Source organism: Marinobacter sp., assembly GCF_041686475.1.
Classification (GTDB): domain Bacteria; phylum Pseudomonadota; class Gammaproteobacteria; order Pseudomonadales; family Oleiphilaceae; genus Marinobacter.
Genome location: NZ_JAWLDU010000001.1, coordinates 38,062 through 63,588, shown reverse-complemented (window position 1 = coordinate 63,588; position 25,527 = coordinate 38,062). Strand labels below are relative to the sequence as shown.

19 protein-coding genes are annotated in these 25,527 nt (G+C 55.4%); 6 read left to right on the top strand and 13 right to left on the bottom strand.

The window, feature by feature from the left end:
- Positions 1-25 precede the first annotated feature (25 nt).
- The 8 genes from eno to ACESMB_RS00215 form a co-directional block, all read right to left on the bottom strand.
- The gene (gene eno / locus ACESMB_RS00250) at positions 26-1,327 is read right to left on the bottom strand and encodes a phosphopyruvate hydratase (RefSeq protein ID WP_372926473.1); all 1,302 of its coding nucleotides are present in this window, start codon (positions 1,325-1,327) and stop codon (positions 26-28) included.
- 399 nt (positions 1,328-1,726) lie between these two features.
- Positions 1,727-3,745: a methyl-accepting chemotaxis protein gene (locus ACESMB_RS00245; protein ID WP_372970664.1), complete on the bottom strand. Its 2,019-nt coding sequence runs from the start codon at positions 3,743-3,745 to the stop codon at positions 1,727-1,729.
- Between the two features lie 197 nt (positions 3,746-3,942).
- Positions 3,943-5,670, bottom strand: coding sequence for an ABC transporter substrate-binding protein (locus ACESMB_RS00240; RefSeq protein ID WP_372926471.1), 1,728 nt, complete (start codon positions 5,668-5,670; stop codon positions 3,943-3,945).
- A 58-nt stretch (positions 5,671-5,728) separates the two neighbouring features.
- Complete coding sequence (locus ACESMB_RS00235) at positions 5,729-6,001, bottom strand: DUF2160 domain-containing protein (RefSeq protein WP_372970663.1); 273 nt, start codon at positions 5,999-6,001, stop codon at positions 5,729-5,731.
- An 11-nt stretch (positions 6,002-6,012) separates the two neighbouring features.
- Positions 6,013-6,768: a carbohydrate ABC transporter permease gene (locus ACESMB_RS00230; RefSeq protein WP_372970701.1), complete on the bottom strand. Its 756-nt coding sequence runs from the start codon at positions 6,766-6,768 to the stop codon at positions 6,013-6,015.
- A gap of 55 nt (positions 6,769-6,823) precedes the next feature.
- Positions 6,824-7,702 carry a carbohydrate ABC transporter permease gene (locus ACESMB_RS00225; protein ID WP_372970662.1) on the bottom strand — a complete coding sequence of 293 codons (879 nt, stop codon included), beginning with the start codon at positions 7,700-7,702 and terminating at the stop codon, positions 6,824-6,826.
- Positions 7,695-8,798, bottom strand: coding sequence for an ABC transporter ATP-binding protein (locus ACESMB_RS00220; protein ID WP_372927329.1), 1,104 nt, complete (start codon positions 8,796-8,798; stop codon positions 7,695-7,697). Before ACESMB_RS00220 ends, ACESMB_RS00225 begins: the two co-directional genes overlap by 8 nt.
- A gap of 1 nt (position 8,799) precedes the next feature.
- Positions 8,800-9,888, bottom strand: coding sequence for an ABC transporter ATP-binding protein (locus ACESMB_RS00215; protein ID WP_372927330.1), 1,089 nt, complete (start codon positions 9,886-9,888; stop codon positions 8,800-8,802).
- A gap of 397 nt (positions 9,889-10,285) precedes the next feature.
- On the opposite strand from ACESMB_RS00215, the gene ACESMB_RS00210 reads away from it, so the two are divergent.
- On the top strand, positions 10,286-12,160 hold the full coding sequence (locus tag ACESMB_RS00210) for a sigma-54-dependent Fis family transcriptional regulator (RefSeq protein ID WP_372970661.1): 1,875 nt from the start codon (positions 10,286-10,288) through the stop codon (positions 12,158-12,160).
- Positions 12,161-12,185: 25 nt separating this feature from the next.
- On the opposite strand, the gene glpK is transcribed toward ACESMB_RS00210, so the two are convergent.
- Entirely contained in the window at positions 12,186-13,682 is a 1,497-nt protein-coding gene (glpK, locus tag ACESMB_RS00205; RefSeq protein ID WP_372927332.1) for a glycerol kinase GlpK, read from the bottom strand.
- Positions 13,683-13,896: 214 nt separating this feature from the next.
- On the opposite strand from glpK, the gene ACESMB_RS00200 reads away from it, so the two are divergent.
- Positions 13,897-14,655: a DeoR/GlpR family transcriptional regulator gene (locus ACESMB_RS00200; protein WP_372927333.1), complete on the top strand. Its 759-nt coding sequence runs from the start codon at positions 13,897-13,899 to the stop codon at positions 14,653-14,655.
- 201 nt (positions 14,656-14,856) lie between these two features.
- Complete coding sequence (glpD, locus tag ACESMB_RS00195; protein ID WP_372970660.1) at positions 14,857-16,386, top strand: glycerol-3-phosphate dehydrogenase; 1,530 nt, start codon at positions 14,857-14,859, stop codon at positions 16,384-16,386.
- A gap of 324 nt (positions 16,387-16,710) precedes the next feature.
- Here glpD and ACESMB_RS00190 read toward each other — a convergent pair whose 3' ends face one another.
- Complete coding sequence (locus ACESMB_RS00190) at positions 16,711-17,880, bottom strand: porin (RefSeq protein ID WP_372970659.1); 1,170 nt, start codon at positions 17,878-17,880, stop codon at positions 16,711-16,713.
- Positions 17,881-18,269: 389 nt separating this feature from the next.
- Between ACESMB_RS00190 and ACESMB_RS00185 the strand changes: the two genes are divergently transcribed.
- The gene (locus ACESMB_RS00185) at positions 18,270-20,024 is read left to right on the top strand and encodes an ABC transporter substrate-binding protein (RefSeq protein WP_372970658.1); all 1,755 of its coding nucleotides are present in this window, start codon (positions 18,270-18,272) and stop codon (positions 20,022-20,024) included.
- A gap of 23 nt (positions 20,025-20,047) precedes the next feature.
- Here the strand turns inward: ACESMB_RS00185 and ACESMB_RS00180 are convergent, their stop codons facing one another.
- Complete coding sequence (locus tag ACESMB_RS00180) at positions 20,048-20,647, bottom strand: uracil-DNA glycosylase family protein (RefSeq protein ID WP_372970657.1); 600 nt, start codon at positions 20,645-20,647, stop codon at positions 20,048-20,050.
- Positions 20,648-20,786: 139 nt separating this feature from the next.
- Between ACESMB_RS00180 and ACESMB_RS00175 the strand changes: the two genes are divergently transcribed.
- Entirely contained in the window at positions 20,787-21,521 is a 735-nt protein-coding gene (locus tag ACESMB_RS00175; RefSeq protein ID WP_372927492.1) for a nitroreductase family protein, read from the top strand.
- Between the two features lie 14 nt (positions 21,522-21,535).
- Here the strand turns inward: ACESMB_RS00175 and ACESMB_RS00170 are convergent, their stop codons facing one another.
- Together ACESMB_RS00170 and edd are read right to left on the bottom strand one after the other, a co-directional pair.
- Positions 21,536-22,501 (bottom strand): glucokinase, encoded by a 966-nt coding sequence (locus ACESMB_RS00170; RefSeq protein ID WP_372927493.1) that lies wholly within the window; start codon positions 22,499-22,501, stop codon positions 21,536-21,538.
- Positions 22,498-24,318, bottom strand: a complete 1,821-nt coding sequence (gene edd / locus ACESMB_RS00165; protein WP_372970656.1) for a phosphogluconate dehydratase — start codon at positions 24,316-24,318, stop codon at positions 22,498-22,500. Before edd ends, ACESMB_RS00170 begins: the two co-directional genes overlap by 4 nt.
- A 169-nt stretch (positions 24,319-24,487) precedes the next feature.
- Here edd and gap point away from each other — a divergent pair, with 169 nt between their 5' ends.
- Complete coding sequence (gene gap / locus ACESMB_RS00160) at positions 24,488-25,495, top strand: type I glyceraldehyde-3-phosphate dehydrogenase (RefSeq protein ID WP_372927495.1); 1,008 nt, start codon at positions 24,488-24,490, stop codon at positions 25,493-25,495.
- The last annotated feature ends 32 nt before the right edge of the window (positions 25,496-25,527 follow it).

Genomic DNA, 25,527 nt, shown 5'->3' with positions numbered 1-25,527 from the left:
TCCTTTAATTCCGTACGTTGCTGACTCAGGTATCCAGGGCACAACGAATCGCACCCACACCGGGATAAAAGGCATGGACACCCAGGTCCTGCTCGATACGAAGCAAACGGTTGTATTTGGCAACCCGGTCCGATCGACAAAGGGACCCGGTCTTGATCTGGCCGGCCCTGGTCGCTACCGCCAGGTCAGCAATGAAGGTATCTTCGGTTTCACCACTGCGGTGGGAGATCACCGCGGTGTATCCCGCATCCTGAGCCATGCCAATGGCTTCAAAGGTTTCCGAAAGAGTTCCGATCTGGTTGAGTTTGATGAGCACGGAATTGCCGACTTCCCGGCGGATACCTTCAGAAATGAGCCCGGTATCTGTAACGAAAAGATCATCCCCCACCAGCTGGACACGCTCACCAAGTTTCTCCGTCAACTGCTGCCAGCCGTCCCAGTCATCTTCGTCCATGCCATCTTCTATTGAAGCAATGGGATACTTCTCGGCCAGCGAAACGAGATAGTCTGCAAACCCTGTGGAGTCGTAGTTTTCTCCCGCGCCGACCAACTGATAACGGCCATCCCGGTAGAACTCGGACGCTGCACAATCAAGCGCCAGCACAACATCGGTGCCAGGGCGATAGCCAGCGCTGACCACAGCCTCCAGGATAAGTTCAAGCGCCTCTTCACTGGAACGCAGGTCCGGGGCGAAACCACCCTCATCGCCGATGGCGGTGGAAAGGCCGTTTTTCTTGAGCAGGGACTTCAGGGCATGGAAGACCTCGACGCCCATACGCAGCGCTTCACTGTAGCTGGGCGCCCCCACCGGCTGAATCATGAATTCCTGCAGATCCACGTTGTTGTCGGCATGGGCACCACCGTTGATGATGTTCATCATCGGCACCGGCAGGACACAGGGACCGATACAACCGTAAAGCTCCGCAAGGTAGCGGTAGAGAGGCTGCTGGCGGTAGTTAGCGGCTGCGTCGGCAATGGCAAGAGAAACGGCAAGGATCCCGTTGGCGCCAAAACCGGCTTTGTTCTCAGTGCCGTCCAGATGACACATCAGCCGATCCATCACCAACTGGTCGAAAACTACCCTGTCCTGCAGGGCGGGGGCGATATAGCGGTTTACTGATTCAACCGACCCCAGAACACCCTTGCCGTTATAGCGGGAAGCATCACCGTCTCTTTTCTCCAGAGCTTCTCTAGAGCCCGTTGATGCACCGGATGGCGACCGGCCGTGTCCGATCACACCGTTTTCCAGGGTGACATCCACCTCCACTGTGGGAAATCCCCGGGAGTCAAGAATTTCCCGGGCGAGCACTGACTGAATTCGCTCCATAAAGATAAGCCTGCCTGATCTGTTGTTTTTGTTGATGCACCGCATTCGTGCACTATCGAACAGTTAAGATGATTGTAATATTCGTTTTCGAACTTTAACAAGCGAAAAGGAAATATTTTTCAAGATGATTTTGTTATATCGAAAATCAGGATGCGGCTTTTTGGTTCAGAGAACCCGCCAGAGCGTGTCGGAGTCAATCCAGGATGAAAAAAGGGCCGGCAGGGTTTTACCCGCAGATCACGGGGAGAACACCTGAAATGCTATTAAGGGGGGGATATGAAAGCAACCGGCCAAGACCCACCGACCTTACGGTGTAAGAAACCGCAAATACTATAATATTCGCAAACGAACTTTGTCAATCGATTTCGAACATTGTGTCGGTGCGCCGGGAATGGATCGCTACTCAACTACCCGGAAACGTGCCACCAGCTCACTGAGACTCCTGCTAAGCTCATCCACATCGCGACAATAGCGCGCACTTTCCCGCGCCTCTGCCAGCGTTTTCCGGCTTACAGATTCCACCGTTCGAGTACGCTGAATCACCTTCTCGGCAAGATCACCCTGGCGTTGGGCCGCATCAACGATGGTGCTATTGGCGCTCTCTACCCGGGCAATCGCTTCAACCATCAGGGTGAGCTGCTCCCGGGCCGAACGGGCGCCTTCAAGAGCGGCCTCGCTTTTTTCCTGGCTCGCCTTCATGAATCCGGTTGCCCTGGCCGAACCCTTATGCACACGCTCGACCAGTTGTTGAATGTCCCCGGTGCTCTGCTGTGTCCGGGAGGCCAGCGACCGCACTTCATCGGCAACCACCGAGAAACCCCGCCCGTGCTCACCGGCCCTGGCGGCCTCAATGGCGGCGTTCAGAGCCAACAGATTGGTCTGTTCAGCAATCGAATTGATTACCTCAAGGACGGAATCAACCTGTGAAATATCGTTCGCCAGTTCCTGGATCAGTCCCGCTCCGGTACCTACATCGTCGCCAAGAGCCTCAAACGACGCGATCGCTGCCGTCACCTGTTCGTGGGTGTGACGCCCCGTCTGGATGGTTTGCGCAGCACTTGCAACCGATTCACTGGCAAGACTACCGACTTCCTCCACCGACTGGTCCAGAATGGCCATGTCCCCGGTCAGGGCTTCAATATCCTCTCGCTGCTGCTCGTTGTAAGCGAAAGTTGTTTCGGCCCGCTCGCTCAGCAGTCGGCTGTGCTCGCCCAGCTTCCGGCTGACATCAAGAATCCGCAATATCATGTCCTGGATGCGGCCGATGAATACGTTGAAATAACCCGCCAGCAGGCCAAGTTCGTCCTGGCGACCACTGTCGATACGCCGGGTCAGGTCGCCCTCACCTTCAGCGATATCGAGAACCCGCTTGCTGAGCCCCCTTACCGGTTGCGTGACAAGCACACGCAGCATCCACAAAAGTCCGACAAAACCCAGAACCACCACCACTGCCCCGACGTTCATGGTGGCGGCCACCTGGCTGGCTATGTTCTGTGACTGGTCACGAGACTTTGCCGTCCAGCTTTCTGAACGCGCTTGTACGGCTTCGATGCGCTCACCGAACTCGTCAATCGAACCCTGCACTTCGCTGACCAGGCTCAAAGCCTGATCCCTTGCTTCCAGTTGGTCCAACCGGGTATCGAGCAGCGCCGGAGTGACCAGGGTTGTTTCCAGCCAGTCATTGTATCGCTGGTGCAACTCCCTGAAATCCTGTTCGGTTCCGGGATCGTCAATCATCAGAAACAGACGGTCGAACAGCGTCTGAGCCTGCTGTGTCAAATCTTCAATGGCCATCCGCAGTTGGTCGAGACGATCCTCATCCTGTTCCGCCATGTAGTTAATCATCGACAACTCCAGGGTAAGAATTGCACGCTCGATGGTCTGGGCCTCAATCACAATGGGATAGTCACTGGCAAAGATACTGATCATCTGGATCAGCTCGGAAAACCCGTCCGCCAGTTCCGCTGCCCCGGAGCGAAAAGCCACCATGGCTTGCTGGTTGGAGTCTCTGAGATCCAGGGTTCGAGCCTGCAGACGCGCAATTTCGCCAATCGCATTATCCAGGCGCTCCCTTTCACTCCTCAGGGCTCTGACCTCCTGCGCTGAACCCGGCAATGACTCGTCAAGATCACGGGTAATCGCCTCGAACTGGGGCTTCAGCGCATTAATCTGTTCGTGTTTGTCACGTACCTGCTTGCTGCTGGTGGCAGACGCGAGCGTACCTGCACCGTTGGAGGTGAGCAGGAAATTCGTGGTTAACTGCTTGAGTCGGTCACTGCTCTGATTGATATCGGCTACGAGATGTTTATAGCGGTCACTTATCTGTTGAAGGCCGGATTGGGAAAAGACGAAGACACCAACAATGATGCAGGCCACCGCGACGGTAACCAGTGACACCCGTGTGCCAATTGCATTCATCCGGGAACTCTTTTTCACTGTATTGCGTTCCGGTTTTTTCTTTTTATTCACGTGTGCACCTCGCTGGACGTAAGGTTTGCATCCGTGCGATCAAGGATTGTTTACGGACTCAATAGGGGATCGGCTAAATACAGGCAAGGCCTCAGCCAGCCCGCAATAACGCGGGCTGGCAGGGTCAGTGGAAGGTTGAGTCGGCTTTATTCGGCCATCCACTCTTCCATCATTTCGTCATACGGCTTGGTCTCACCCTGGGGCTTTTCGTTTTCCAGGGCCGGCTTGGGGGCGCCGGGTTGATCCAGCCAGTATTGCTCGTCACGAGGATCGTTGAGGATTGGCTCGTAGTTTGCGAACACATCCGCCCGTGCCAGTCGTGACATGGTGCGGTCTATCGCCTCAGCGAGGTCATCCAGCGCTTCCTTGGGGCTGACTTCGCCATTCACTGCCGGTGCCAGGTTCTTCCACCACAACGGCGCAAGACGCGGATAGTCCGGCACGTTGGTACCTGTCGGCGTCCACATGCTTTCGTTCTCACTGCGGTAGAACTCAACCAGGCCGCCCAATTTCGGCGCCATCTCGGTCATTTCATCCGAGAAGATGTCTGAACGACGAATCGGCGTCAGGCCGGCGATGGTTTTTTCCAGCGACACAGTCTTGGAAACGGTGAACTGCGCAAACAGCCACGCAGCCGTGCGACGGTCTTCAGGTGTGGAATTGAAGAAAGTCCAGGAACCCACGTCCTGATAACCGACTTTCATACCTTCTTCCCAATAGGGACCGGCCGGAGATGGTGCCATGCGCCACTTCGGATTGCCTTCATCGTCAGTGACCGGAAGGCTGGGATCGGTCATGTCAGCCGTGAACGCTGTGTACCAGAAGATCTGCTGGGCAATCTGGCCCTGGGCAGGGACCGGACCGGCCTCGCCAAAGGTCATGCCACTGGCGCTTTCCGGTGCGTAATCACGCAGCCAGTCAACCATCTTGGTAACGGCGTAGACTGAAGCCGGAGAGTTGGTCGCACCACCACGGCTTACACTGGCACCCACAGGGTTGCCGTCTTCATTGACTCGAATACCCCAGTCATCAACCGGGTTGCCGAAAGGTACGCCCTTGCTGCCCATACCGGCCATGGAGAGCCAGGAGTCGTGGAAGCGCCAGCCCAGGGACGGATCGCGACGACCATAATCCATGTGACCATAAACACGCTCGCCGTCGATTTCCTTGACATGAACACTGAAGAACTCGGCGATGTCCTCATAGGCGGACCAGTTCAGGGGCACACCCAGGTCGTAGCCATAACGCTCCTTGAACTGCTCCTGAAGGTCTTCACGATCAAACCAGTCAGCGCGGAACCAGTAGAGGTTGGCGAACTGCTGGGTCGGCAGCTGATACACCTTGCCGTCAGGGCCGGTTGTATACTGCAGACCGATGAAATCGTCCAGATCCAGGTCCGGGTTGGTGAAATCCTTCCACTCGTTATCTATCGCATCAGAGATCGCAATGGTCTTGCCGTAGCGCAAATGCGTACCGATGGCATCAGAATCGTTAACGAAACCGTCGTAGATGTTCCGGTCGGACTGCATCTGCGTTTGCATGGTGTCCACGACATCACCTTCACCAATGATGTTGTGCTCCACCTCGATGCCGGTGATGTCCGTGAACACTTCCGCCAAAACTTCGGCCTCGTAGGTATGAGTGGTCAAACCCTCAGCCACGGTCTTGATTTCCATGCCACGGAAAGGCTCAGCGGCTTTAATAAACCACTCCAGCTCCTTGAGCTGCTCTTCCCTGTTCAGTGTGGACCGGGGAAAATGCTCATCCAGCGCCTTCTCAGCCGCCGCCCTGTAGTCCTGCGCGTATACCTGGGATGATGCCAGGAGTGCTCCCGAGATCATCAGCGACAGGTAATTGAATTTTTTGTTTTTCATACAGACCTCATTTAGCTTTGTTTGCTTCCTTGCAAGAAGGTAAGTCCTTTTATTTGGATTAACCCCAGCGCATCAGGATGATCATCCAGACAACAGACACTGCGGTTGCTACCAAAACATTGAGTTCAGTCGCTCCTATAAAAGCGAGGTGAATGAACGCACTGGTCAGAAGACCAATGAATAGCCGGTCACCACGGGTTGTAGCGATCGGCAGGAAGCCTTTCCGCTCTATAGAGGGCGAAAAGTACTGCCATACAGTCATACCCGTCAGAATCAGGGCAATCGAGATAAAGAATCCTGCCGTCGGGCCGGTCCAATGCATCCAGCTCATAACAAGCCTCCTCAGGTACGGCCCAGGGCAAAGCCCTTGGCAATGTGATTGCGAACGAAATAGACCACGGCGATACCCGGCACGATGGTAAGCACACCAGCCGCTGCCAGGGTGCCCCAGTCAATCCCCGAGGCCCCCGCTGTGCGGGTCATGATGGCCTGGATGGGCTGGGCACCGGTCGATGTCAGGGTTTTAGCCAGCAGCAGCTCGATCCAGGAAAACATGAACAGGAAGAAGGCGGTGACACCAATGCCCGAACGGATCAGCGGAATGTAGATCTTCACGAAGAACTTCGGAAAGCTGTAACCGTCGATATAGGCGGTTTCGTCGATTTCCTTGGGAACACCACTCATGAAGCCTTCCAGAATCCACACCGCCAGGGCGACGTTAAACAGGGTATGGGCCAGCGCCACGGCAATGTGGGTGTCGAACAGCCCAACCGAGGAATACAGCTGGAAGAACGGCAGCGCGAATACTGCAGGCGGCGCCATCTTGTTGGTCAGCAGCCAGAAGAACAGGTGCTTGTCACCGACGAACTTGTAGCGGCTGAAGGCATAGGCGGCCGGCAGGGCGACGGCCAGGCTGATGGCCATGTTCATGAATACATAGGTCATGGAGTTCACATAACCCATGTACCAGCTGTCATCGGTCAGAATCTTGATGTAATTGTCCAATGTCAGATTCACCGGCCAGAAGCTGAGGTCACCGAGGATCTCCGAGTTGGTCTTGAGTGACATATTCACCAGCCAGTAAATTGGCAGGAGCATCAAGACAATATAAACGATAAATGCGATGCGTGATTTCACGTCTGTCCCCTTGCTTTTATTGTTGGGCTGACTTGTCTTTCTGCGCGTTCATGATGGCGGTGTAGAACACCCAACTGACGGCAAGAATGATCAGGAAGTAAATGATGGAGAACGCAGCTGCCGGGCCCAGGTCAAATTGCCCCACTGCCATGGTGGTCAGCGCCTGACTCAGGAAGGTTGTTGAGCTGCCCGGGCCACCGCCGGTCAGTACGAACGGCTCTGCATAAATCATGAACGAGTCCATAAACCGCAGCAGAACACCGATCACCAACACGTTGCTCAACTTGGGCAACTGGATGTAGCGGAATACGGCCCAGCGGGAAGCCCGATCAATACGCGCGGCCTGGTAGTACGCCTCGGGGATTGCCCGCAGGCCACTGTAGCTGAGCAGGGCAATCAGTGGCGTCCAGTGCCACACATCCATGAGAATGATCGTAAACCAAGCATCCACGGCGCTGGAGTTGATGTTGTAGTCAACGCCCAGACCGCTAAGGGTCCAGCCCAGAAGGCCGATATCGGTGCGCGCGAGGATCTGCCAGATGGTGCCAACCACATTAAGTGGTATCAGCAACGGCATGGCCACCAGCACCAGCGCGGCTGAGGCCGCCCAGCCTTTTTTGGGCATCAACAGTGCAATACCGATACCAAGCGGCACCTCAATGGCGAGGATCGCAAAGGAGAAGGCAAACTGGCGCAGCAAAGCAGCCTGCAACCCGGAATCGCGGAGCGTTTCCTTGTACCATTCAGTGCCCGCCCAGAACGCGGAATTCGAACCGAATATATCCTGGACCGAATAGTTGACAACGGTCATCAATGGGACCACGGCTGAGAAAGCCACAACCACGAAGACCGGGATAACAAAAAACCATGCTTTATTATTCTCTATCTTATTCATGATCGGCCTCCACTAGCCGCTCGTCGACATACACTTTCAGCCAGGGGTCCGGGAAGCCGATGCTGGCTACTTCTTTTGGAACCGGCTGGTCTTCCGGGATACGCACTTTCACGGTGACCGCACCAAACTCCACATCAACCAATCGATAGGTGCCGAGATCCTCAACACCAACAACAGTCACCTCAAAGCGCTGATCACCGGTGTCACTGCCAAGCGTTACAAACTCCGGGCGGATACCCAGCTTGATATTGTCCGAACCACTGCGGCGTACCTTTTCGAGGATGTCCTCGCTGACAGGAATGTGTTTGCCGTTGAAAACCAGACCCTCGTCGGTCAGCTTCGGCTCGAAGAAATTCATCCCGGGACTGCCAATGAAATACCCTACAAAGGTGTGGGCCGGGCGTTCGAATAACTCCTGCGGTGTGCCGAACTGGACAATCTGCCCTTCGTACATAAGCGCAATCTTGTCGGCGAAGGTTGAGGCTTCCAGTTGGTCGTGGGTTACATAGACCATGGTGATGTCAAAGCGCTCATGGATCTGCTTGAGCTTTCGACGAAGTCGCCATTTAAGCTGCGGGTCGATAACCGTCAGCGGCTCGTCAAAGAGAATGGCGGTGACATCCTCCCGGACCAGCCCGCGCCCCATCGACACTTTCTGCTTCTGGTCTGCGCTGAGATTCTTGGCCTTGCGCGACAGTTCTCCGGCAAGCTCGAGAACGTCCGCCACCTCATGAACCTTTTTACGTATCTTCTCCTCCGAGAATCCGCCCCGGTTGCGCAGGGGAAACGCCAGGTTGTCATACACGGTCATGGTGTCGTAGATCACCGGGAACTGGAAAACCTGGGCAATGTTGCGTTTCTCCGGTGGCAGCTCATTCATGCGCTTACCATCGAACAACACATCCCCTTCCGACGGCGTCACCAGCCCGGAAATAATGTTAAGCAACGTTGACTTACCGCAGCCTGACGGCCCAAGCAGCGCATAGGCTCCGCCCTGCGCCCAGATGTGTTCCATCTTGCGGATTGCGTAATCCTCCGGGCCCGACGGCTTTTTGCTGTAAGAGTGGGCCAGCGTTTTTAGTCTTATTTCTGCCATGTCAGAGACCCTCCGCCCGGCCGGGCACAAGAATTGTCCTACCGTCAGGCGCAAATGCGTAGAGTTTATGGGTAGGGAAGTACACCTTGATCTGCTCATCAGGCCGGTACTGATAGATACCCTGCAGGTGAAGTACCAGTTCGAAGGATTCACTGTGCACATGCAGAAAGGTTTCGGAGCCACTGATTTCGGCCAGGTCTACCGTTACCGAGACTTCCAGATCGTCATCGGCGTGGGGTACCAGACCAATGTGCGAGGGACGAACGCCGAATGTATAGGGGCCGGGCTCGAGGGATGCCAGGTCCGCATTGAGCTGGAAATGCACCTGCTCATCGAAGGTTACTTCATTTTCGGTGACTTTCCCCGGCACGATATTGATGGGCGGTTCGGAGAATATTTCAGCCGTCTCGATATCCTGCGGACGGTGATAAACCGTTGGAGTAGGCCCTTTCTGGAGCAGCCGCCCCTCATGCAACACCGCGGTTTCGCCCCCGAGCGCCAGCGCTTCCTGGGCTTCGGTGGTGGCGTAGACAGCGATGCAGTTGCGCGCCTCGAAAAGGTCTTTCAGTTCGCTGCGCAGCGCCTCCCTGAGCTTGTAATCCAGATTCACCAGCGGCTCATCGAAAAGCACCACATCTGCATCTTTTACCAAAGCGCGAGCCATGGAGACCCTTTGCTGCTGACCGCCGGAAAGCTCTAGCGGCTGGCGGTCCAGCAGATTGTCTATCTTCAACAACTCTGCGGTTTCCCGAACGCGCCTGTCGATCTCTTTCTGGCTTTTCTTGGCCAGCCTGAGGGGGGAGGCGATGTTTTCGAACACAGTCATTGTGGGATAGTTGATGAACTGCTGGTAAACCATGGAGATATTGCGCTTCTGGACCGCAACACCGGTCACGTCCGCGTCATTCATCAGGATCTTGCCGCTTGTTGGCTTGTCCAGGCCAGCCATGATGCGCATCAGAGTTGTCTTGCCGGCAAGCGTCCGGCCAAGGAGGACATTAAAGGAACCCGGCTCCAGCGTCATGGTGACATCTGATATCCAGGTCTCTCCGTCCACAACGCGCGATACATTCTGCAGCGTTAGAGACATGCTTTTTCCCTTTCGGTTGTTGTTTTGAATTGAAGATAGTCTACAAGAGCTATGCCAAAACGAAAAGATACGAAAATAATTTTTTTCAAGTCCCAGTTTTCAAGGGTTTCCGCAAGGGGCTTTGGTTTCAGACACTTGGGAACCGACTGTTCATATTGTTCATTTTGTTAAGCCTTCCATTTTGTTCTGAACACTTTTAATAATTCACTAAAAATTCTTTTATTTCAACCTATTATCTGCCAATAAAAGCAAACAATTCAATAAATACCGTGCACAATCGCAAACGAATATTGACCGTGACCGCTTCGATCAACAATACTTCCGGTGTTCGCAAACAAATTTTTTTAAGCGAATCGAGCACCAATCTCACCATAACGAACACCATAGGGTGATGGACATGGATTCTTTTTCCAGCATCAACGCCCCGACCGGAGATTTCCCGGAGGCAGCAGAAGACCCAATCGAAGCATCGTGGCGTCGCTGCCGGAGTCTTGGCCTGCAATCCGGCCAGCAGCCAGGATTCTCGGCTCTTGAAACCCCGGAACTGGTCAGCCTTCAGGCACTGCATACTGATCTGATAGCGACAACTGAAAGCGAAGTCGTGCCCTATTTCGACAGCATGCTGCACAACAACCGTTGTGTGGTCGTGCTGGCAAACACCGACGGCGCCATCCTCGAGACCTGGCACCCGACGGGACAGCCGGTGGCCGCATTTGATGGAGTCCTACCGGGCAACGTGTGGGACGAGGCTTCAGCTGGCACCAATGCCATTGGCACGGGCCTGACCAGCGGGATTGCAGTCCATATTCGCGGCGATCAACACTATCTGAAAAGCCATCAGCACCTTGCAGGTTCTGCCATACCCGTCTGCGGAGCGGATGGCCGCCTTGCGGGTATCCTCGCCCTGTATTCCACCACAAAAATGTCTGGCGATTATTCCCTGGGCATCGTCAAACTCCTGTCACACGGCATTGAGAATCGTCTGATTTTCCAGACTTATCAAGGCAGATCCCATATTCTGGTCTTCAATACCAGTGCCTCCGGCCTCGATAGCAGCTGGGCAGGCTTGCTGGCCCTGGATACCGAAGGAAATATTCTGGCTGCCAACCGACGCGCCCAGACTGTGCTTGGGGAACGCCTGTTAAACAGTAACCTACGGCAGGTTTTTGATCTGGACCTTGCCGAGCTCTCTTCAATTGCTACTGCAGGGCCTACCCGGCTACAGACAAGCGGCAACTACCAGATCTTCGGCCAGCTCATACTTCCCCGGGAGCCATCCCCTCCCCACAAGGACAGCAAGGATAAGAAGATTCCGGAGAAACCCGCGACAGCAGGTCCTGCGGATATTCCCGTTGATGTAGTTGCTCCAGAGGATCTGGAACACGGCGACACCCGGGTAAGGCGGCTTGTGGGGCAGGCTCGCAAGATGATGGAGAAGGACATTCCGATTCTTGTCTATGGAGAGACAGGTTCCGGCAAGGAAATCCTGGTTCGCAGTCTGCATTATTACAGCAGCCGCGCTCCGGGCCCACTGATCGCGGTGAATTGTGCAGCCATTCCCTCGGAACTGGCCGAATCGCAGCTATTCGGTTACGAAAAGGGTGCATTTACCGGCGCCCATAACAAGGGCTATGTCGGCCTTATTCGGCAGGCCGATGGCGGTACTCTTTTCCTGGATGAGATCGGTGAAATGCCGCTGATGCTCCAGTCCAGACTGTTGCGGGTGCTGCAGCAGCGGGTGGTAACGCCACTGGGATCAACAGAGAACTATCCGGTGGACATCAAACTGGTTTCCGCGACCAACCGGAATCTACGCGAGGACATCGCCCAGGGCCACTTCCGCCAGGATCTTTATTACCGGATTGCCGGGCTTAACGTGGAGCTGCCTTCACTAAGGGACAGAACGGACATCAAAACGCTGATCAACTTCGTTCATCAGCGCCTGTTACAGGCGGAACCCGGGCCACCCCTCAGCGCAGACATGCTGGATCTGCTGGCCCGCCACCGCTGGCCCGGCAACATGCGCCAACTCGTCCACGTCCTCAAGGTCGGCATGGCCATGGCGGATGGCGACCTACTGGAGGAAGATCACCTGCCCGACGACTTTTTCGCAGCCGCCACCGAACCCGTCAGTGTTCAGACGGAACCGCTCAGTGAATTGCTTCCGCGGCTCTACCGGGCCAATGGCGGTAATATTTCCAGGACGGCACGGGCGGCTGGTGTCAGCCGCAACACCGTTTACAAGTATCTCAGGCCACTGGCCGCCGGCTGAGCCCTTTTGCGGGCCAGCAATACGATCATGTGGGGTTCTCAGGACTGCTTTGCAGCTTCGCCACAGCGGAGCACCAGCCATTGTAGAGTTCGTCCCGTTTCTGCTTGGTCATCTCCGGCTCAAACCGCCGGTCGCACTGCCATGCATCCTGAAGCGCCTGAAGTGATTCGTATATTCCAGCCTGAAGTCCGGCCAGATAAGCAGCACCGAGTGCTGTGGTTTCCACCATTCTGGGGCGATCCACAGTAGCACCGAGAATATCGGCCAGGAACTGTAGCACCCAGTTGTTAGACACCATTCCGCCATCAACCCGTAACGCAATCGGGCGCAGACCATCTTTCTGCATGGCTCTCTGCAGGTCTTTGGTCTGATAACAGACTGACTGCAAACCCGCAGTGACGATCTCCTTTATACCGGTATCCCTGGTCAGCCCGAAGATTGCCCCGCGGGCATTGGGATCCCAGTAGGGCGCACCCAGCCCGGTAAATGCCGGTACCAGATATACCCCGTGATCAACCGGAGTTCCTTCCGCCAGGGGCTCGGTTTCACAGGCGCTTCTGATCAGCTGCAGGCCATCCCGCAACCACTGGACGGCCGCGCCGGCTATAAAGATACTGCCCTCCAGTGCATAGACCGGTTTGCCGTTGAGGCGGTAGGCAACGGTCGTCAGCAACCGGTGCTCCGAAGTCAGAGCTTTCTCGCCGGTATTGAGCATCAGAAAGCAGCCGGTTCCATAGGTGCTTTTTGCCATGCCGGTTTCAAAGCAGGTCTGGCCAAACAAGGCCGCTTGCTGGTCACCGGCAATGCCCATCACAGAGGCGCCATCCAGTCGACCATTACCCACTATCTGTCCGAAATCTGCTGCTGAGTCCATCACTTCAGGCAACAGGGCCTCGGGAATGCCGAACAGGTCCAGCAACTCCTGATCCCACTCCTGGCTGTGGATGTTGAACAACATGGTGCGGCTGGCGTTGGTGGCATCAGTGCGATGAACCTTACCGTCAGTCAGTCGCCAAAGCAGAAAGCTGTCGATGGTTCCGAATGCAAGCTCGCCGTTTTCGGCCCGCTGCCGGGCACCCGGCACGTTATCGAGAATCCAGCGAATTTTCGTCGCTGAAAAGTAGGGATCAATCAACAGTCCTGTCTTGTTGTTCACAGAAGGTTCCAGGCTCTGTTTTTTCAGAGCTTCGCACCACTCTGCAGTTCTTCGATCCTGCCAGACGATAGCCGGATACACCGGCTCACCAGTGGCACGATCCCAGAGCACTGTGGTTTCCCTCTGGTTGGTTATTCCAACGGCAACGACCTCATCGTGTTCGCCACATCCTTTCTCCATGACGTCATCGCAGACCTCTCTCACCGTGCGCCAGATGTCTTCCGGGTCATGTTCCACCCATCCACTGGCGGGAAAATGCTGGGTAAATTCCTGCTGGCTGGTGGCGTGTATGTTGGCATCCAATGTGAAAAGAATCGCCCGGGAACTGGTCGTTCCCTGATCAATCGACAGAATATACTGGGTCATAGTTTTGGCCTCGGGTGTTCTTATTTTTTCGTATTTTTACTTTTTTGAAAACAAAAGCCAACCCTTTTTGCGAGCGAAAACTGACCCTCTGGCCGCATCTCACGCTCAACTCCCTAAAAAGGCTGCACAAAGAGACAAAACACTCTAAACTGAAAAAGGAGTTGGAATCGCTATTTCGTTCGTTACAGAAAAACCGGATGCCGGAGGAAATTGAATGGCACAGCGACGCAGGCAGGATCTGATCATGGAGCTGATCCAGCAGAACGGCTTTGTGACTACAGAACAGCTGGTAGACCAGTTCAAGGTCACGCCGCAAACCATTCGTCGGGATCTGAATGAGCTGGCCAGCCAGAAAAAGCTTCGTCGTCATCACGGCGGTGCAGGGATCGACTCCAGCACGGTGAACACGGCCTACCAGGCTCGTAAAATCATGGACCTGGAAGCGAAAGAACGTATCGCCGAAGCCCTGGTGGAGATGATCCCGGATAATTCCTCCATGTTCATCAACATTGGCACCACCACAGAAACCATTGCAAAGGCATTGCTCGAAAAAAATAACCTTCAGATCGTAACCAATAACCTGCACGTGGCCTCGATTCTCTCGGCCAGGGAGGATTTCCACATAATCATCGCCGGCGGGGAAGTCCGGAACCGCGATGGCGGCATTGTGGGTGAAGCCACCCGGGACTTTATCAACCAGTTCAAAATGGACTTCGGAATCATCGGCATCAGCGGCATTCATACCGATGGCTCACTGCTTGATTTCGATTACCGGGAAGTTCGTGTTGCCCAGTCTATAATCGAGAATTCAGGCCAGGTTCTCCTTGCAGCCGACCACTCCAAATTCGGCCGCAACGCCATGGTCCGCCTTGGCAGTATCGCCCAGGCTGATCACGTGTTTACGGACGAGGCACCGCCTGTCGAGATCCGCCAGTTACTGCGCGAAAACAACGTGGAACTGCACCTGGTCTGATCTTTCCCGCCAGAAGACTTTTTACTCCCTGAGGCCCGGTCCTGCGAACTCTCTGATCACTCGCTCACATTTTTTCGTTTTTTTTCTTTATTTTCCTTTACGAATATATTTTGCTTTCGCATAATATGGGAATAAGTTTCTGCAAAAACCGGAAAGAGCGCCCGGAAGCGTCCTTTCATTGGCGTCAGGAGATGACACAAGATGACCGAGGAGAACAACAAATTTGACGTTGTCGTGGTAGGCGGCGGCGTGAACGGTACGGGGATCGCAATGGATGCCGCGGGCCGTGGTCTGAAAGTGTTGCTGTGCGAAATGAACGATCTCGCCTCTGCGACATCTTCCAACAGCAGCAAGCTGATCCATGGCGGACTTCGCTACCTGGAGCACTATGAGTTCCGACTGGTACGCGAGGCCCTGGCAGAAAGGGAATCGTTACTGAGAAACTCGCCGCATATCATGTGGCCCATGCGTTTCCGTCTGCCTCACCGCCCTCACCTGCGCCCGGCCTGGATGATCAGAATGGGACTGTTCCTTTACGACCATCTCGCCAAACGCGAAGTCCTGCCCGGCTCGCGGTCCATCAAGTTCGATGAAAAGGATCCGCTAAAGTCTGACATCACCAAGGGTTTCGAATATTCCGACGGTTGGGTGGACGATGCTCGCCTGGTTGTATTGACTGCCAAGAAGGCACAGGAGTGTGGCGCCACAATTCTGACCCGAACCAAGTGCATCAATGCTGAACGAGGCGAGAACTCATGGGATGTCTCACTCCAGGATATGACCGATGACAGCGTTCATAATATTTCGGCGAAGGTGATAGTAAATGCTTCCGGGCCGTGGGTAAGCCGCCTGTTCAGTGAAAGTCTTGCGATGAAAGCACCAAAGAACATTCGCATGGTCAAGGGCAGCCACATTGTAGTTCCACGAATGAACCGGGAGACCGAGGCCTACATCCTGCAGAATGAGGATGAGCGCATCGTGTTCGTTATCCCCTATGAAGACGAGTTCTCCCTGGTTGGTACTACGGATGTGGACTACGAAGGTGACCCGAAGAAAGCGAAGATTTCTCCGGAAGAAACCGAGTACCTGCTGGACATCGTCAACTCCCACTTCAAGCGTCAGTTGACGTCCAGCGACGTGGTCTGGTCCTACTCCGGCGTGCGCCCGCTGATGGATGACGAGGAAGGCGACGCCAAGAAGGCCTCCCGCGACTATTCATTCGAAGTGAGTAGCGAGCAAGGCAAGGCACCGGTGATTTCCGTCTTTGGCGGCAAGATCACCACTTACCGAAAACTGGCGGAGGCCGCTACAGACAAGCTGTGCCAGTTTTTCCCTCACGCACGCGGGCCCTGGACCAAAAAGGGCATTCTGCCCGGTGGCGAATTCGAGAATCACGATACGCTTGAAGCCCGCATATCGGGGGATTATCCCTGGCTACCCGAGGCGGTCTGCAGCCGGTATGTGCGCACTTATGGTACCCACGCCTACTACATCCTGGACGATGCCAGTTCTGTTCAGGATCTGGGCTATCGTTTTGCAGGAACCCTCTACGAGCGGGAAGTGGAATACCTGGTCAATTACGAATGGGCCATGACCTCGGAAGATATTCTCTGGCGCCGCACCAAGCAGGGCCTGTACGCCACCGAAGAAGATGTCCGTGAGCTGGACAGGTACCTGTCTGCTCAGGCAACCCCGCAACCTCAGACTGTTGCTCTCCACCACAGCGCCTGAACCACTCTCTCAGGCATTTGCTCCGGCCGGTTTTACCGCCCGGAGCTTTTTTACATGCAATGTGTGAAATCTTCAGCCGACTGATACTTACCTGAGGCGTCTTACCTGGGGGCTGGCCACGGGGTGGGGGCACCTTTTCTTATGGGAAAAGAACTCGCTTTGCTCAGACACCTTTATCCCGTCAGAAAAGCTGCCCCCACCCCGCGGCCGATCTGACCATTCGGGCTTGAAAGCGGTAGGCGGAGCTTAAAAACAAAAAAGCCAGATGCCCATGGGCACCTGGCTTTTTGCCCTCCAGGAGAGGGCAGGAACGTCACGATCTGTTTAGAAGGTGAGCTGTGAGCCTACGATAAGAGCACTGTAGTCACTGTCAGGAGCGTCAGTAGAGAATTCCTGGATCTCAGCCAGCACAGTCCAGGCATCGGTAGCCCTGTACCGGGCGAAGACCATGGTCAGGTCGGTATCAACATTGCTCAGATCATCGGAACCTTCACCGTAGCTGACACCCAAAGTTGCACGACCAATTCCATAAGTGCCTTCAACGTACCACTGATCGGCATCTTCCTCCTGGGCGCCGCCCGCAAAACCGTGTCCACCGACAACAGCATTGCCCGTACCCTGTGTGGTCGCATAGTTGGCTCGCAGTCCCAGATCTCCCAGTGCAAGCGCGCCACCAAAATCGATACCGCTCATGGTGAAATCATCCACGGCAGGATCATTGGAGTCGACTGACTGCGTGAAACCGCTGGACCACAGGGTGACCATATCACTGGACCAGACAACGTTTGCCTCAAGGCGGGGCGTCTCTGTCAGTGCATCGGTATTACCGTCTGGCTTTTCAGGCTGGAAAGCACCTACTTTGAACTGCAGACCACCCATATTCGGAGAGGTATAGGTGACACGCGGGTTAAAGTTCGCATAGAAGTAGCCATTACCAATCCGGCCCGCGGTTGCATCTCCATTATTGGGCCCGAAAAGGCCGACGCCCATTCCACTGCCGTTATCGCCGATGGCTGGCACACCGAATATGCCGAAGCCCTTACCAATATTGACGGTACCGAAGTCACCGGCAACAGCAATTTCGGCAACCCGGCTTTCAACTCCGGAAACACGCCCGAAGCCTTCACGACCGAAACCGGAGTTCTGAACCCCGTCTGCACCGGCAAGGTGGCTGTTCAACTGGAAATGACCGGACACATCGAGTCCGAACTGAGAGGGCGCGTGCACGTTGAACTGGGCCGTAGCCGGATTAAAGCCGGTTGTGATGCGGAAGGCATCTTCCTCCAGATCGTCATTGTCACTCATGATGGCGAAAACAGGGATATGACCATTAACGCCAAATTTCCATCCACTGTCTGCCTCAAATGAAAGCTCTGCCGCCGCTGGAGCAGAAAGACCACCCGCAAACAGCGCAACACCGATAGCAAGTGCAGAACGCCGCATCAGAGTTGCAGAAACCATTGTTGTATTTGTGCGATGTTTATTTTCGATCATGATAGCTTCCTATTATTGTTTGAGATTTTCCGGTCCATCGATACTGTCTCTCGTTGGCAGCCGGATTGCTCGTTAAATCAGTAATTTAAGACGAACCTCCGGTTTGATGGACACTGTCATCCCGAACATTTATTGCGGTCGGAGACCGTTTTTCTGTTTTCGAGACACGACAAATTTAGCGCGCCAGAGAAAAAATGGAAAGTTTTAGAACATAATTTTTTCGATTTTGTTACAAGATTAATGTCGGATTTTTCCTATTAAGATTTTAATTTATTGTTTTATTTGGATTTTATCCTGTTACAGAACTACTTATATATTTTCGTTGACGAACTACATAGCGAACATTAGGCTCGTTTGTGTAGGTAAACAAACAACAAAAAAGGTGTCACATGACAAATTGGCCGGTTATCGCGGGAGTCTGCTGCCTGCTCTCCATCAGCTCTGTCAGTCACGGATCCGACACATTCAAAGAGCTGCACGAGGCTCGCCAACAGGTGATCGAGCAATGGATTTCGGAACACTTGCAGGCTTCCACCCTCTCCCCCGAAGAACAGGCAGAAGAGCTGGCCTGGTTTGCCAGGGCAGCTGAACCACTTGAGGGCCTGGAAATCTCTGTGCTTTCCGAAGATCTGGCGACCCATCGGTACGAGTCCGATGTTCTTGCAAAGGCGTTCTCGGAGATAACCGGTATAAAGGTCACCCATGACCTCAAGCCGGAAGGCGAGGTAATCCGGCAGGTCAATCTTCAGCGGATCATGGCCGCAAAAGGCCGTTACGATGCCTTCGTCAATGACTCTGACCTGATAGGTACTCATTCCCGCACCGGCTGGGCACTCGCCCTGAGTGACTACATGGAAGGCGAAGGCAAGGCCTTTACTCTCCCCACCCTGGACCTTGACGATTTTATCGGCCTCAGCTTTGTAACCGGCCCGGACGGCAAGCTCTACCAGTTACCGGATCAGCAGTTCGCCAACCTCTACTGGTTCCGCTATGACTGGTTCCAGCGCCCGGAGCTGCGCGCGAAATTTCTCGAACGGTACGGTTACGAACTGGGCGTGCCACTGAACTGGTCCGCCTATGAAGACATCGCCGAATTCTTTACCGTTCATGTTAAAGAGATTGACGGCGAGCGGATCTACGGGCACATGGACTACGGCAAGCGTGATCCGTCGCTGGGCTGGCGTTTCACAGATGCCTGGCTGTCCATGGCAGGCGCCGGCGATCCGGGCCTGCCCAATGGACTGCCGGTGGACGAATGGGGCATACGAATGGAGGAATGCCACCCCGTGGGCTCTTCTGTGGAGAGGGGCGGTGCAACAAACGGGCCGGCGGCTGTCTACGCACTGCAGAAATACATTGACTGGCTAAAAGACTATGCCCCGCCGGAAGCACCAGGCATGAACTTCTCCGAAGCCGGGCCAGTACCCGCCCAGGGGCAGATCGCCCAGCAGATTTTCTGGTATACCGCGTTCACCTCCGATATGACAGAGGCAGGGCTGCCTGTGGTTAACAAAGACGGCACTCCGAAATGGCGAATGGCACCCTCCCCTTACGGCGCTTATTGGTCTGACGGTATGAAACTGGGTTACCAGGATGTGGGAGCCTGGACAATTCCACGGGTAATGAGCGACCGCCGGCAGAAAGCCGCTTGGCTCTATGCCCAGTTTACGGTTTCCAAGTCCGTCTCGCTGCAGAAAACCCTCGTGGGTCTGACTCCAATAAGGGACTCCGACCTGAATTCACCGGAGATGCAGGCGAAAAGCGAGGCACTGGGTGGGCTGGTGGAATTCTATCGCAGCCCCGCTCGGGAGGCCTGGACACCCACCGGCATCAACATTGCCGACTACCCCAAGCTGGCAAAATTGTGGTGGCCAAACATCGCTGACGCCATGTCCGGAGAACGCACGGCACAGCAGGCGATGGACAAGCTGGCCGAAAGTCAGGACAGGGCGATGGCTGTTATGGAAAGAAACTTCTCGGTAAACAACTGCCCGCCCCGCATAACCCCGGATAGCGAGGCCAAAGGGCGTGACTGGTGGCTGGCTCAGCCCGGCGCGCCAAAACCACAACTGGAGAACGAGAAACCTCCGGGGAAAACCATCCGCTATGAAGACCTGCTGTCCCGCTGGGAAGAAGCCCGCTGATCAAGGCCGGGCGGTAACCGGGGTTACCGCCCCAGAATAGCCCGCACTCGTTGCTGTAACTCGGGAACCACCTCTTCCTCAAACCAGGGATTACGCCGTAACCACAGATTATTTCTCGGGCTGGGATGGGGCAAAGGCAGCATCTTCGGCCACACTTCCCGCCAACGTCTCACTCGCTCCGTAACCGGGGCTTTTCCGCCCGGCAGATGCCAGGCGTGGGCGTACTGGCCGATAACCAGCGTCAGCTCTATCTGCTCCAGGCGATCAAGCAACAGGTTGCGCCAGGCGGGCGCGCATTCCGGTCGTGGCGGCAGGTCACCGGATTTTCCGGTACCGGGGTAGCAGAAACCCATGGGCAGGATGGCCAGCTGATTTTCGTCGTAAAAGGTATCACGGCCTATCCCCATCCAGTCGCGCAGGCGGTCGCCACTGGGATCATTAAACGGCAGGCCGGTTTCATGGACCCGGCGGCCAGGCGCCTGGCCGACCACCAGAATCCGGGCATCCCGGGAAATCTGAATAACCGGACGGGGGCTCAGGGGAAGCTGAGACTCGCAGATTCTGCACTGGCGCACTTGCGCTACCAGTTCCTCGAAGGGCAGACGGGATTCAATACTGGTCATTTGTGCCAACCACTCCTGAAGAAAAGGCCATTGCATAAACAGCCGGCTACCGTAACCTTAAAGTCTGAACCCTTTACCGACAAATAAGCCACTTTGAACCCGGCAACCTTTTCAAGCCCGACAACAAGGACGGCCCTCCATGAATGCAAAGTCAGACATTGCGCCAAATCCGACCCTGGACGAATTCCGCAAAGTAGTGCGCAGCAGACGCTCGGTGCGAAGGTTTACCGATGAGGCCGTACCAGACCACGTACTGGATGACTGCCTGGAACTGGCCATGCTGGCACCCAACTCCAGCAACCTGCAGCCGTGGGAGTTTTTCGTGGTCAGGACACCGGAACTGAAAGCACAGCTTGCCGAGGCATGCCTTGGACAGAACGCCGCAAAAACCGCACCGGTACTGATTGCAGTGGTTGCCAGAACGGATACCTGGCGCCGACACGCACGTATGGCTCTTGAGCAATGGCCAGAGGAAAAACTGCCGGGGATCGTGGAGAAGTATTATTCGAAAATCGCCCCTATCCATTACAGCCAAGGGCCTTTCGGGTTATTTGGCACGGTAAAAAAAGCCGCGGGGTTATTTGTAGGCCTTACGCGGCCGGTTCCCCGGGGGCCGTATTCTCTCAATGAAATGAAAATCTGGGCTACCAAATCCACCGCCCTGGCTGCCGAGAACCTGATGCTGGCACTTCGGGCGCACGGTTACGATTCCTGCCCCATGGAAGGGTTTGATGAATGTCGGGTACGTCGGCTGCTGAAGCTGCCGAAAAAAGGCCTGGTAACCATGGTACTCGCAGCGGGCAAACGCTCTGAAAAAGGGGTTTACAGTCGCCAGTACCGCTTCGACAGGAATGAGCTGGTTCACTACCTGTAAGCAGCGTCGGCTTTCTAGACTTCCGGGTTCTTCAGCGCTTCCGCTGCGCCCAGAAGACCGGTGTAGCCGTCGGTAACGATATAAACCGGCGTTGCCTCCAGCAACGGGCGCATCCGTCCCTTGTCCTCAAAGCCTTTCTGGAAAGGACTTTCCAGGAAGAAGTCGATGAATCGCGGCAGTATACCGCCACACAGGAAGACACCACCGGTGCCTCCCAGGGTCAGCACGCCATTACCGGCAACCCGCCCCAGAATTTCACAGAAGTGACGGAGAGTCTGACGGGCAAGCGCATCGGAATTGTCCAGTGCTGCGGCAGTGATCTTCTCGGGTGCGTCCAGCGGCGCTGCCACATCCTGTATCTCTGCGTGAGCCTGATACAGGTTCAGCAACCCCTGGCCACAAAGAATTCGCTCCACCGACACCCGGCCGAACCGTGCCTTGAGAATCCGCAGAATGGCCATTTCGATGTCGTCCGTGGGTGCAAAATCCACGTGCCCGCCCTCTGTCATCAGGGGAACCCAGCCATTCTGCAACGGCACCAGTCCGGAAACACCCAGACCGGTTCCTGGGCCGATCACCAGTCGCGGCCGTCGGGCATCGCCCGGACCGCCACAAACATGAACCAGCTTCTCGGCAGCAACATGGGGAACCCCGAGGGCCATGGCCGTGAAATCGTTGATAACCTTGAACTCGCCCCAGCCGAACTGGCGGCGCACCTCTTCACTGTCAAAGCGCCAGTGATTGTTGGTCATCCTCACCTGGGTACCTGAAACAGGAGAGGCAACTGCCAGGCAGACATCCCGCACTTCCCCAACGCCTGAGCGTTGAAGGTAATCACTGATGGCGGAATCAAGGTTGTCGTACTGGCTACACGCCAGAACCTCAACGGCCTCCGGCGTTACATCACCGGAATGCACGAGCGCAAACCGGGCGTTAGTCCCGCCGATGTCTCCGACCAGTGAGTAATGGGTTGTTGTCATGCGTCATGATTCCAGAAAAAGCTGGCACCTTCTTCCGGGGTGCTGGCCGCTCTGCGCATCCAGCCAAACAGCTCCCGGCCCAGACCATGATGATAACTGCTCAGGTCTGCTTTTTCCGTATCACGTTGGGCAAATTCATTCTCCGGCAGATCCACTTCCAGCTTGCCGGACACCGCATCCAGGGTAATGACATCGCCACTGCGAACCCTGGACAACGGGCCGCCGTTGGCAGCCTCGGGATACACGTGAATTGCAGCCGGGACCTTGCCGGAAGCCCCGGACATGCGGCCATCCGTTACCAGGCCCACCCGGAAACCGCGATCCTGGAGCACTCCAAGATAGGGTGTCAGCTTGTGCAACTCCGGCATGCCATTGGCCTTGGGCCCCTGGAAGCGAACCACAACAATACAGTCCTTATCCAGGTCACCGGCCCCGAACGCTGCCTTGAGCTCGTTCTGGTCGTTGAAAACCACAGCCGGCGCCCTGACGGTACGGTGCTCCTCGGCAACCGCCGAAACCTTGATAACACCACGACCGAGGTTGCCATCCAGAACCCGCAGGCCACCATCAGGCGCGAAGGGCTCTTGCGCCGTGCTGAGCACATCCGGTTTGGCACTTTTCTCGGGGGCCGGTTTCCAGACCAGCCTGTCACCTTCCATCTCGGGCATACGGGCATACTGTTCCAGTCCGTAGCCCATCACCGTTTCTACGTCATTGTGCAGGTAGCCGGCATCGAGCAGTTCCCGGATCAGGAAAGGTGTGCCGCCAGCTTCGTGGAAGGCGTTCACATCTTCCTGGCCGTTGGGATAGATACGGGTCATTGAGGGTACTGCTGACGACAGCTCGGAGTAATCATCCCAGTCGATGATAATCCCGGCGGCCCGCGCAATGGCAATCCAGTGAATGGTGTGGTTGGTTGAACCACCGGTGACCAGTAGCGCCACCAGGGCATTCACTATGCTTTTTTCGTCAATCATGTCACCCAGGCCAAGCGTGCCGCCATGGGGCTTGGACAGACGAATCACCTGCTCGGTGGCCGCGCGGGTAAGTTCGTCACGCAACGGTGTCCCGGGGTTCACGAATGCCGCACCCGGCAGATGCAGACCCATCACTTCCACAAGAAGCTGATTGCTGTTGGCAGTGCCATAGAAGGTGCATGTACCCGGGCTGTGGTAGGACTGTGACTCCGCCTCAAGCAGTTCATCCTTGCCGATCTTGCCTTCGGCATACAGCTGACGGATGCGCTGCTTTTCCTTGTTGGGCAATCCGGAAGGCATCGGCCCCGCGGGAACCAGCACTGTCGGCAGGTACCCGAAACTCAGGGAACCGATCAGCAGTCCGGGTACGATCTTGTCACAGATACCCAGCAGCATGGTGGCATCAAACATGTTGTGGCTGAGCGCAACCGACGTGCTCATGGCAATGGTGTCACGGGAGAACAGGCTAAGCTCCATGCCCGGCTGCCCCTGTGTCACACCATCACACATGGCAGGTGTACCACCGGCGAACTGGGCCACCGAACCCATGCCATGGGCCGCCTGTCGAATCACATCCGGGAAGTCTTTATAAGGCTGGTGGGCTGACAACATATCGTTATAAGCCGATACGATAGCCACATTGGCCTTGTTCATCAGTTTCAGGGTGTCTTTGTCTGACTGGTCGCAGGCCGCAAATCCATGGGCCAGGTTGCCGCAGGAAAGCGTGCTGCGCTGGGGCGATTGCGCCTTGAGCTCTGCCATCCTGCCCAGGTAGTCCTGGCGGGTATTACGACTGCGCTCGATGATGCGCCGGGTTACCGCGTCTACGGTCGGGTGCATAGTGGGTCTCCTGAAATCACGTTATTTAATTGCTTTTTTAATTCCCGTAAGTTTACTGTCTTTTTTTACCGCTTTCACCCGCATATCATTCATTTTTCCAATTTTTGTTGTTATATTTACTACATCACCAACAGAGACAAACAATAAACAACCGAATTTGGAGCCAAACATGACTATTCGCATCGCAATTAACGGCTTCGGGCGCATTGGCCGCAATGTTCTCCGCGCACTTTACGAAAACGACTACCGCAACCAGATGCAGGTTGTCGCCATCAATGACCTGGGTGATGCCGAAACCAATGCACACCTGCTCAAATACGACAGTGTGCACGGCCGCTTCAGTGGCATTGTAAACCACGACTCAGAATCACTCTCGGTCAATGGTGACCGCATCGCAATTACCGCCATCCGCAACCCTGAAGAGCTGCCGTGGGAAGACCATCACGTGGATGTGGTCTTCGAGTGCACAGGCCTGTTTACCTCCCGTGGGAAGGCAGAAGGCCACCTCAAGGCCGGCGCCCGGAAGGTCATCATTTCAGCGCCCTCACCTGACGCGGACGCCATGGTGGTTTACGGTGTCAACGAGGGCATACTGAGCGCGGAACACGACATTATCTCCAACGCCTCCTGCACCACCAACTGCCTGGCACCGGTGGTAGAAGCCCTGCACAACAGGATTGGCATAGAGAGCGGTTTGATGACGACAATCCACTCCTACACCAACGATCAGAATCTGAGCGATGTCTATCATTCCGACCTTTACCGCGCACGCTCTGCCACCCAGTCCATGATTCCCACCAAAACCGGCGCTGCTGCAGCCATTGGCAAAGTGATACCGGAACTGGCCGGAAAACTTGACGGGTTGGCTGTTCGGGTTCCTACTATTAACGTTTCCCTGGTGGATTTCGGCTTCATTGCCAGCCGTGACACCACCGTTGAGGAAATCAATGAAACCGTCAGGGCCGCAGCCGAAAACAGTCCAGTGCTGGGCTATAACGCCGAAAAACTGGTCAGTGTCGACTTCAATCATAATGCCCTGTCCAGCATTTTCGACGCCAACCACACCCGGGCCATGGGCCGTCATGCAAAAGTCATGGCCTGGTACGATAATGAATGGGGCTTCTCCAACCGGATGCTCGATAATGCCTCTGCATTGATGAAAAAGGCGAGCCAGTAATACGCGCCGCCTGCCCGGCATTTATCGGCAAA

Excerpts from the sequence above, each read along its gene's own strand:
- eno (WP_372926473.1), bottom strand. The coding sequence starts at position 1,327 with ATGGAGCGAATTCAGTCAGTGCTCGCCCGGGAAATTCTTGACTCCCGG.
- ACESMB_RS00220 (WP_372927329.1), bottom strand. The coding sequence starts at position 8,798 with ATGGCAGAAATAAGACTAAAAACGCTGGCCCACTCTTACAGCAAAAAG.
- ACESMB_RS00210 (WP_372970661.1), top strand. The coding sequence starts at position 10,286 with ATGGATTCTTTTTCCAGCATCAACGCCCCGACCGGAGATTTCCCGGAG.
- ACESMB_RS00185 (WP_372970658.1), top strand. The coding sequence starts at position 18,270 with ATGACAAATTGGCCGGTTATCGCGGGAGTCTGCTGCCTGCTCTCCATC.
- glpD (WP_372970660.1), top strand. The coding sequence starts at position 14,857 with ATGACCGAGGAGAACAACAAATTTGACGTTGTCGTGGTAGGCGGCGGC.
- ACESMB_RS00170 (WP_372927493.1), bottom strand. The coding sequence starts at position 22,501 with ATGACAACAACCCATTACTCACTGGTCGGAGACATCGGCGGGACTAAC.
- ACESMB_RS00190 (WP_372970659.1), bottom strand. The coding sequence starts at position 17,880 with ATGATCGAAAATAAACATCGCACAAATACAACAATGGTTTCTGCAACT.
- ACESMB_RS00245 (WP_372970664.1), bottom strand. The coding sequence starts at position 3,745 with ATGAATGCAATTGGCACACGGGTGTCACTGGTTACCGTCGCGGTGGCC.
- ACESMB_RS00200 (WP_372927333.1), top strand. The coding sequence starts at position 13,897 with ATGGCACAGCGACGCAGGCAGGATCTGATCATGGAGCTGATCCAGCAG.
- ACESMB_RS00215 (WP_372927330.1), bottom strand. The coding sequence starts at position 9,888 with ATGTCTCTAACGCTGCAGAATGTATCGCGCGTTGTGGACGGAGAGACC.
- ACESMB_RS00240 (WP_372926471.1), bottom strand. The coding sequence starts at position 5,670 with ATGAAAAACAAAAAATTCAATTACCTGTCGCTGATGATCTCGGGAGCA.
- glpK (WP_372927332.1), bottom strand. The coding sequence starts at position 13,682 with ATGACCCAGTATATTCTGTCGATTGATCAGGGAACGACCAGTTCCCGG.
- edd (WP_372970656.1), bottom strand. The coding sequence starts at position 24,318 with ATGCACCCGACCGTAGACGCGGTAACCCGGCGCATCATCGAGCGCAGT.
- ACESMB_RS00225 (WP_372970662.1), bottom strand. The coding sequence starts at position 7,702 with ATGAATAAGATAGAGAATAATAAAGCATGGTTTTTTGTTATCCCGGTC.
- gap (WP_372927495.1), top strand. The coding sequence starts at position 24,488 with ATGACTATTCGCATCGCAATTAACGGCTTCGGGCGCATTGGCCGCAAT.
- ACESMB_RS00230 (WP_372970701.1), bottom strand. The coding sequence starts at position 6,768 with ATGCTCCTGCCAATTTACTGGCTGGTGAATATGTCACTCAAGACCAAC.
- ACESMB_RS00235 (WP_372970663.1), bottom strand. The coding sequence starts at position 6,001 with ATGAGCTGGATGCATTGGACCGGCCCGACGGCAGGATTCTTTATCTCG.
- ACESMB_RS00175 (WP_372927492.1), top strand. The coding sequence starts at position 20,787 with ATGAATGCAAAGTCAGACATTGCGCCAAATCCGACCCTGGACGAATTC.
- ACESMB_RS00180 (WP_372970657.1), bottom strand. The coding sequence starts at position 20,647 with ATGACCAGTATTGAATCCCGTCTGCCCTTCGAGGAACTGGTAGCGCAA.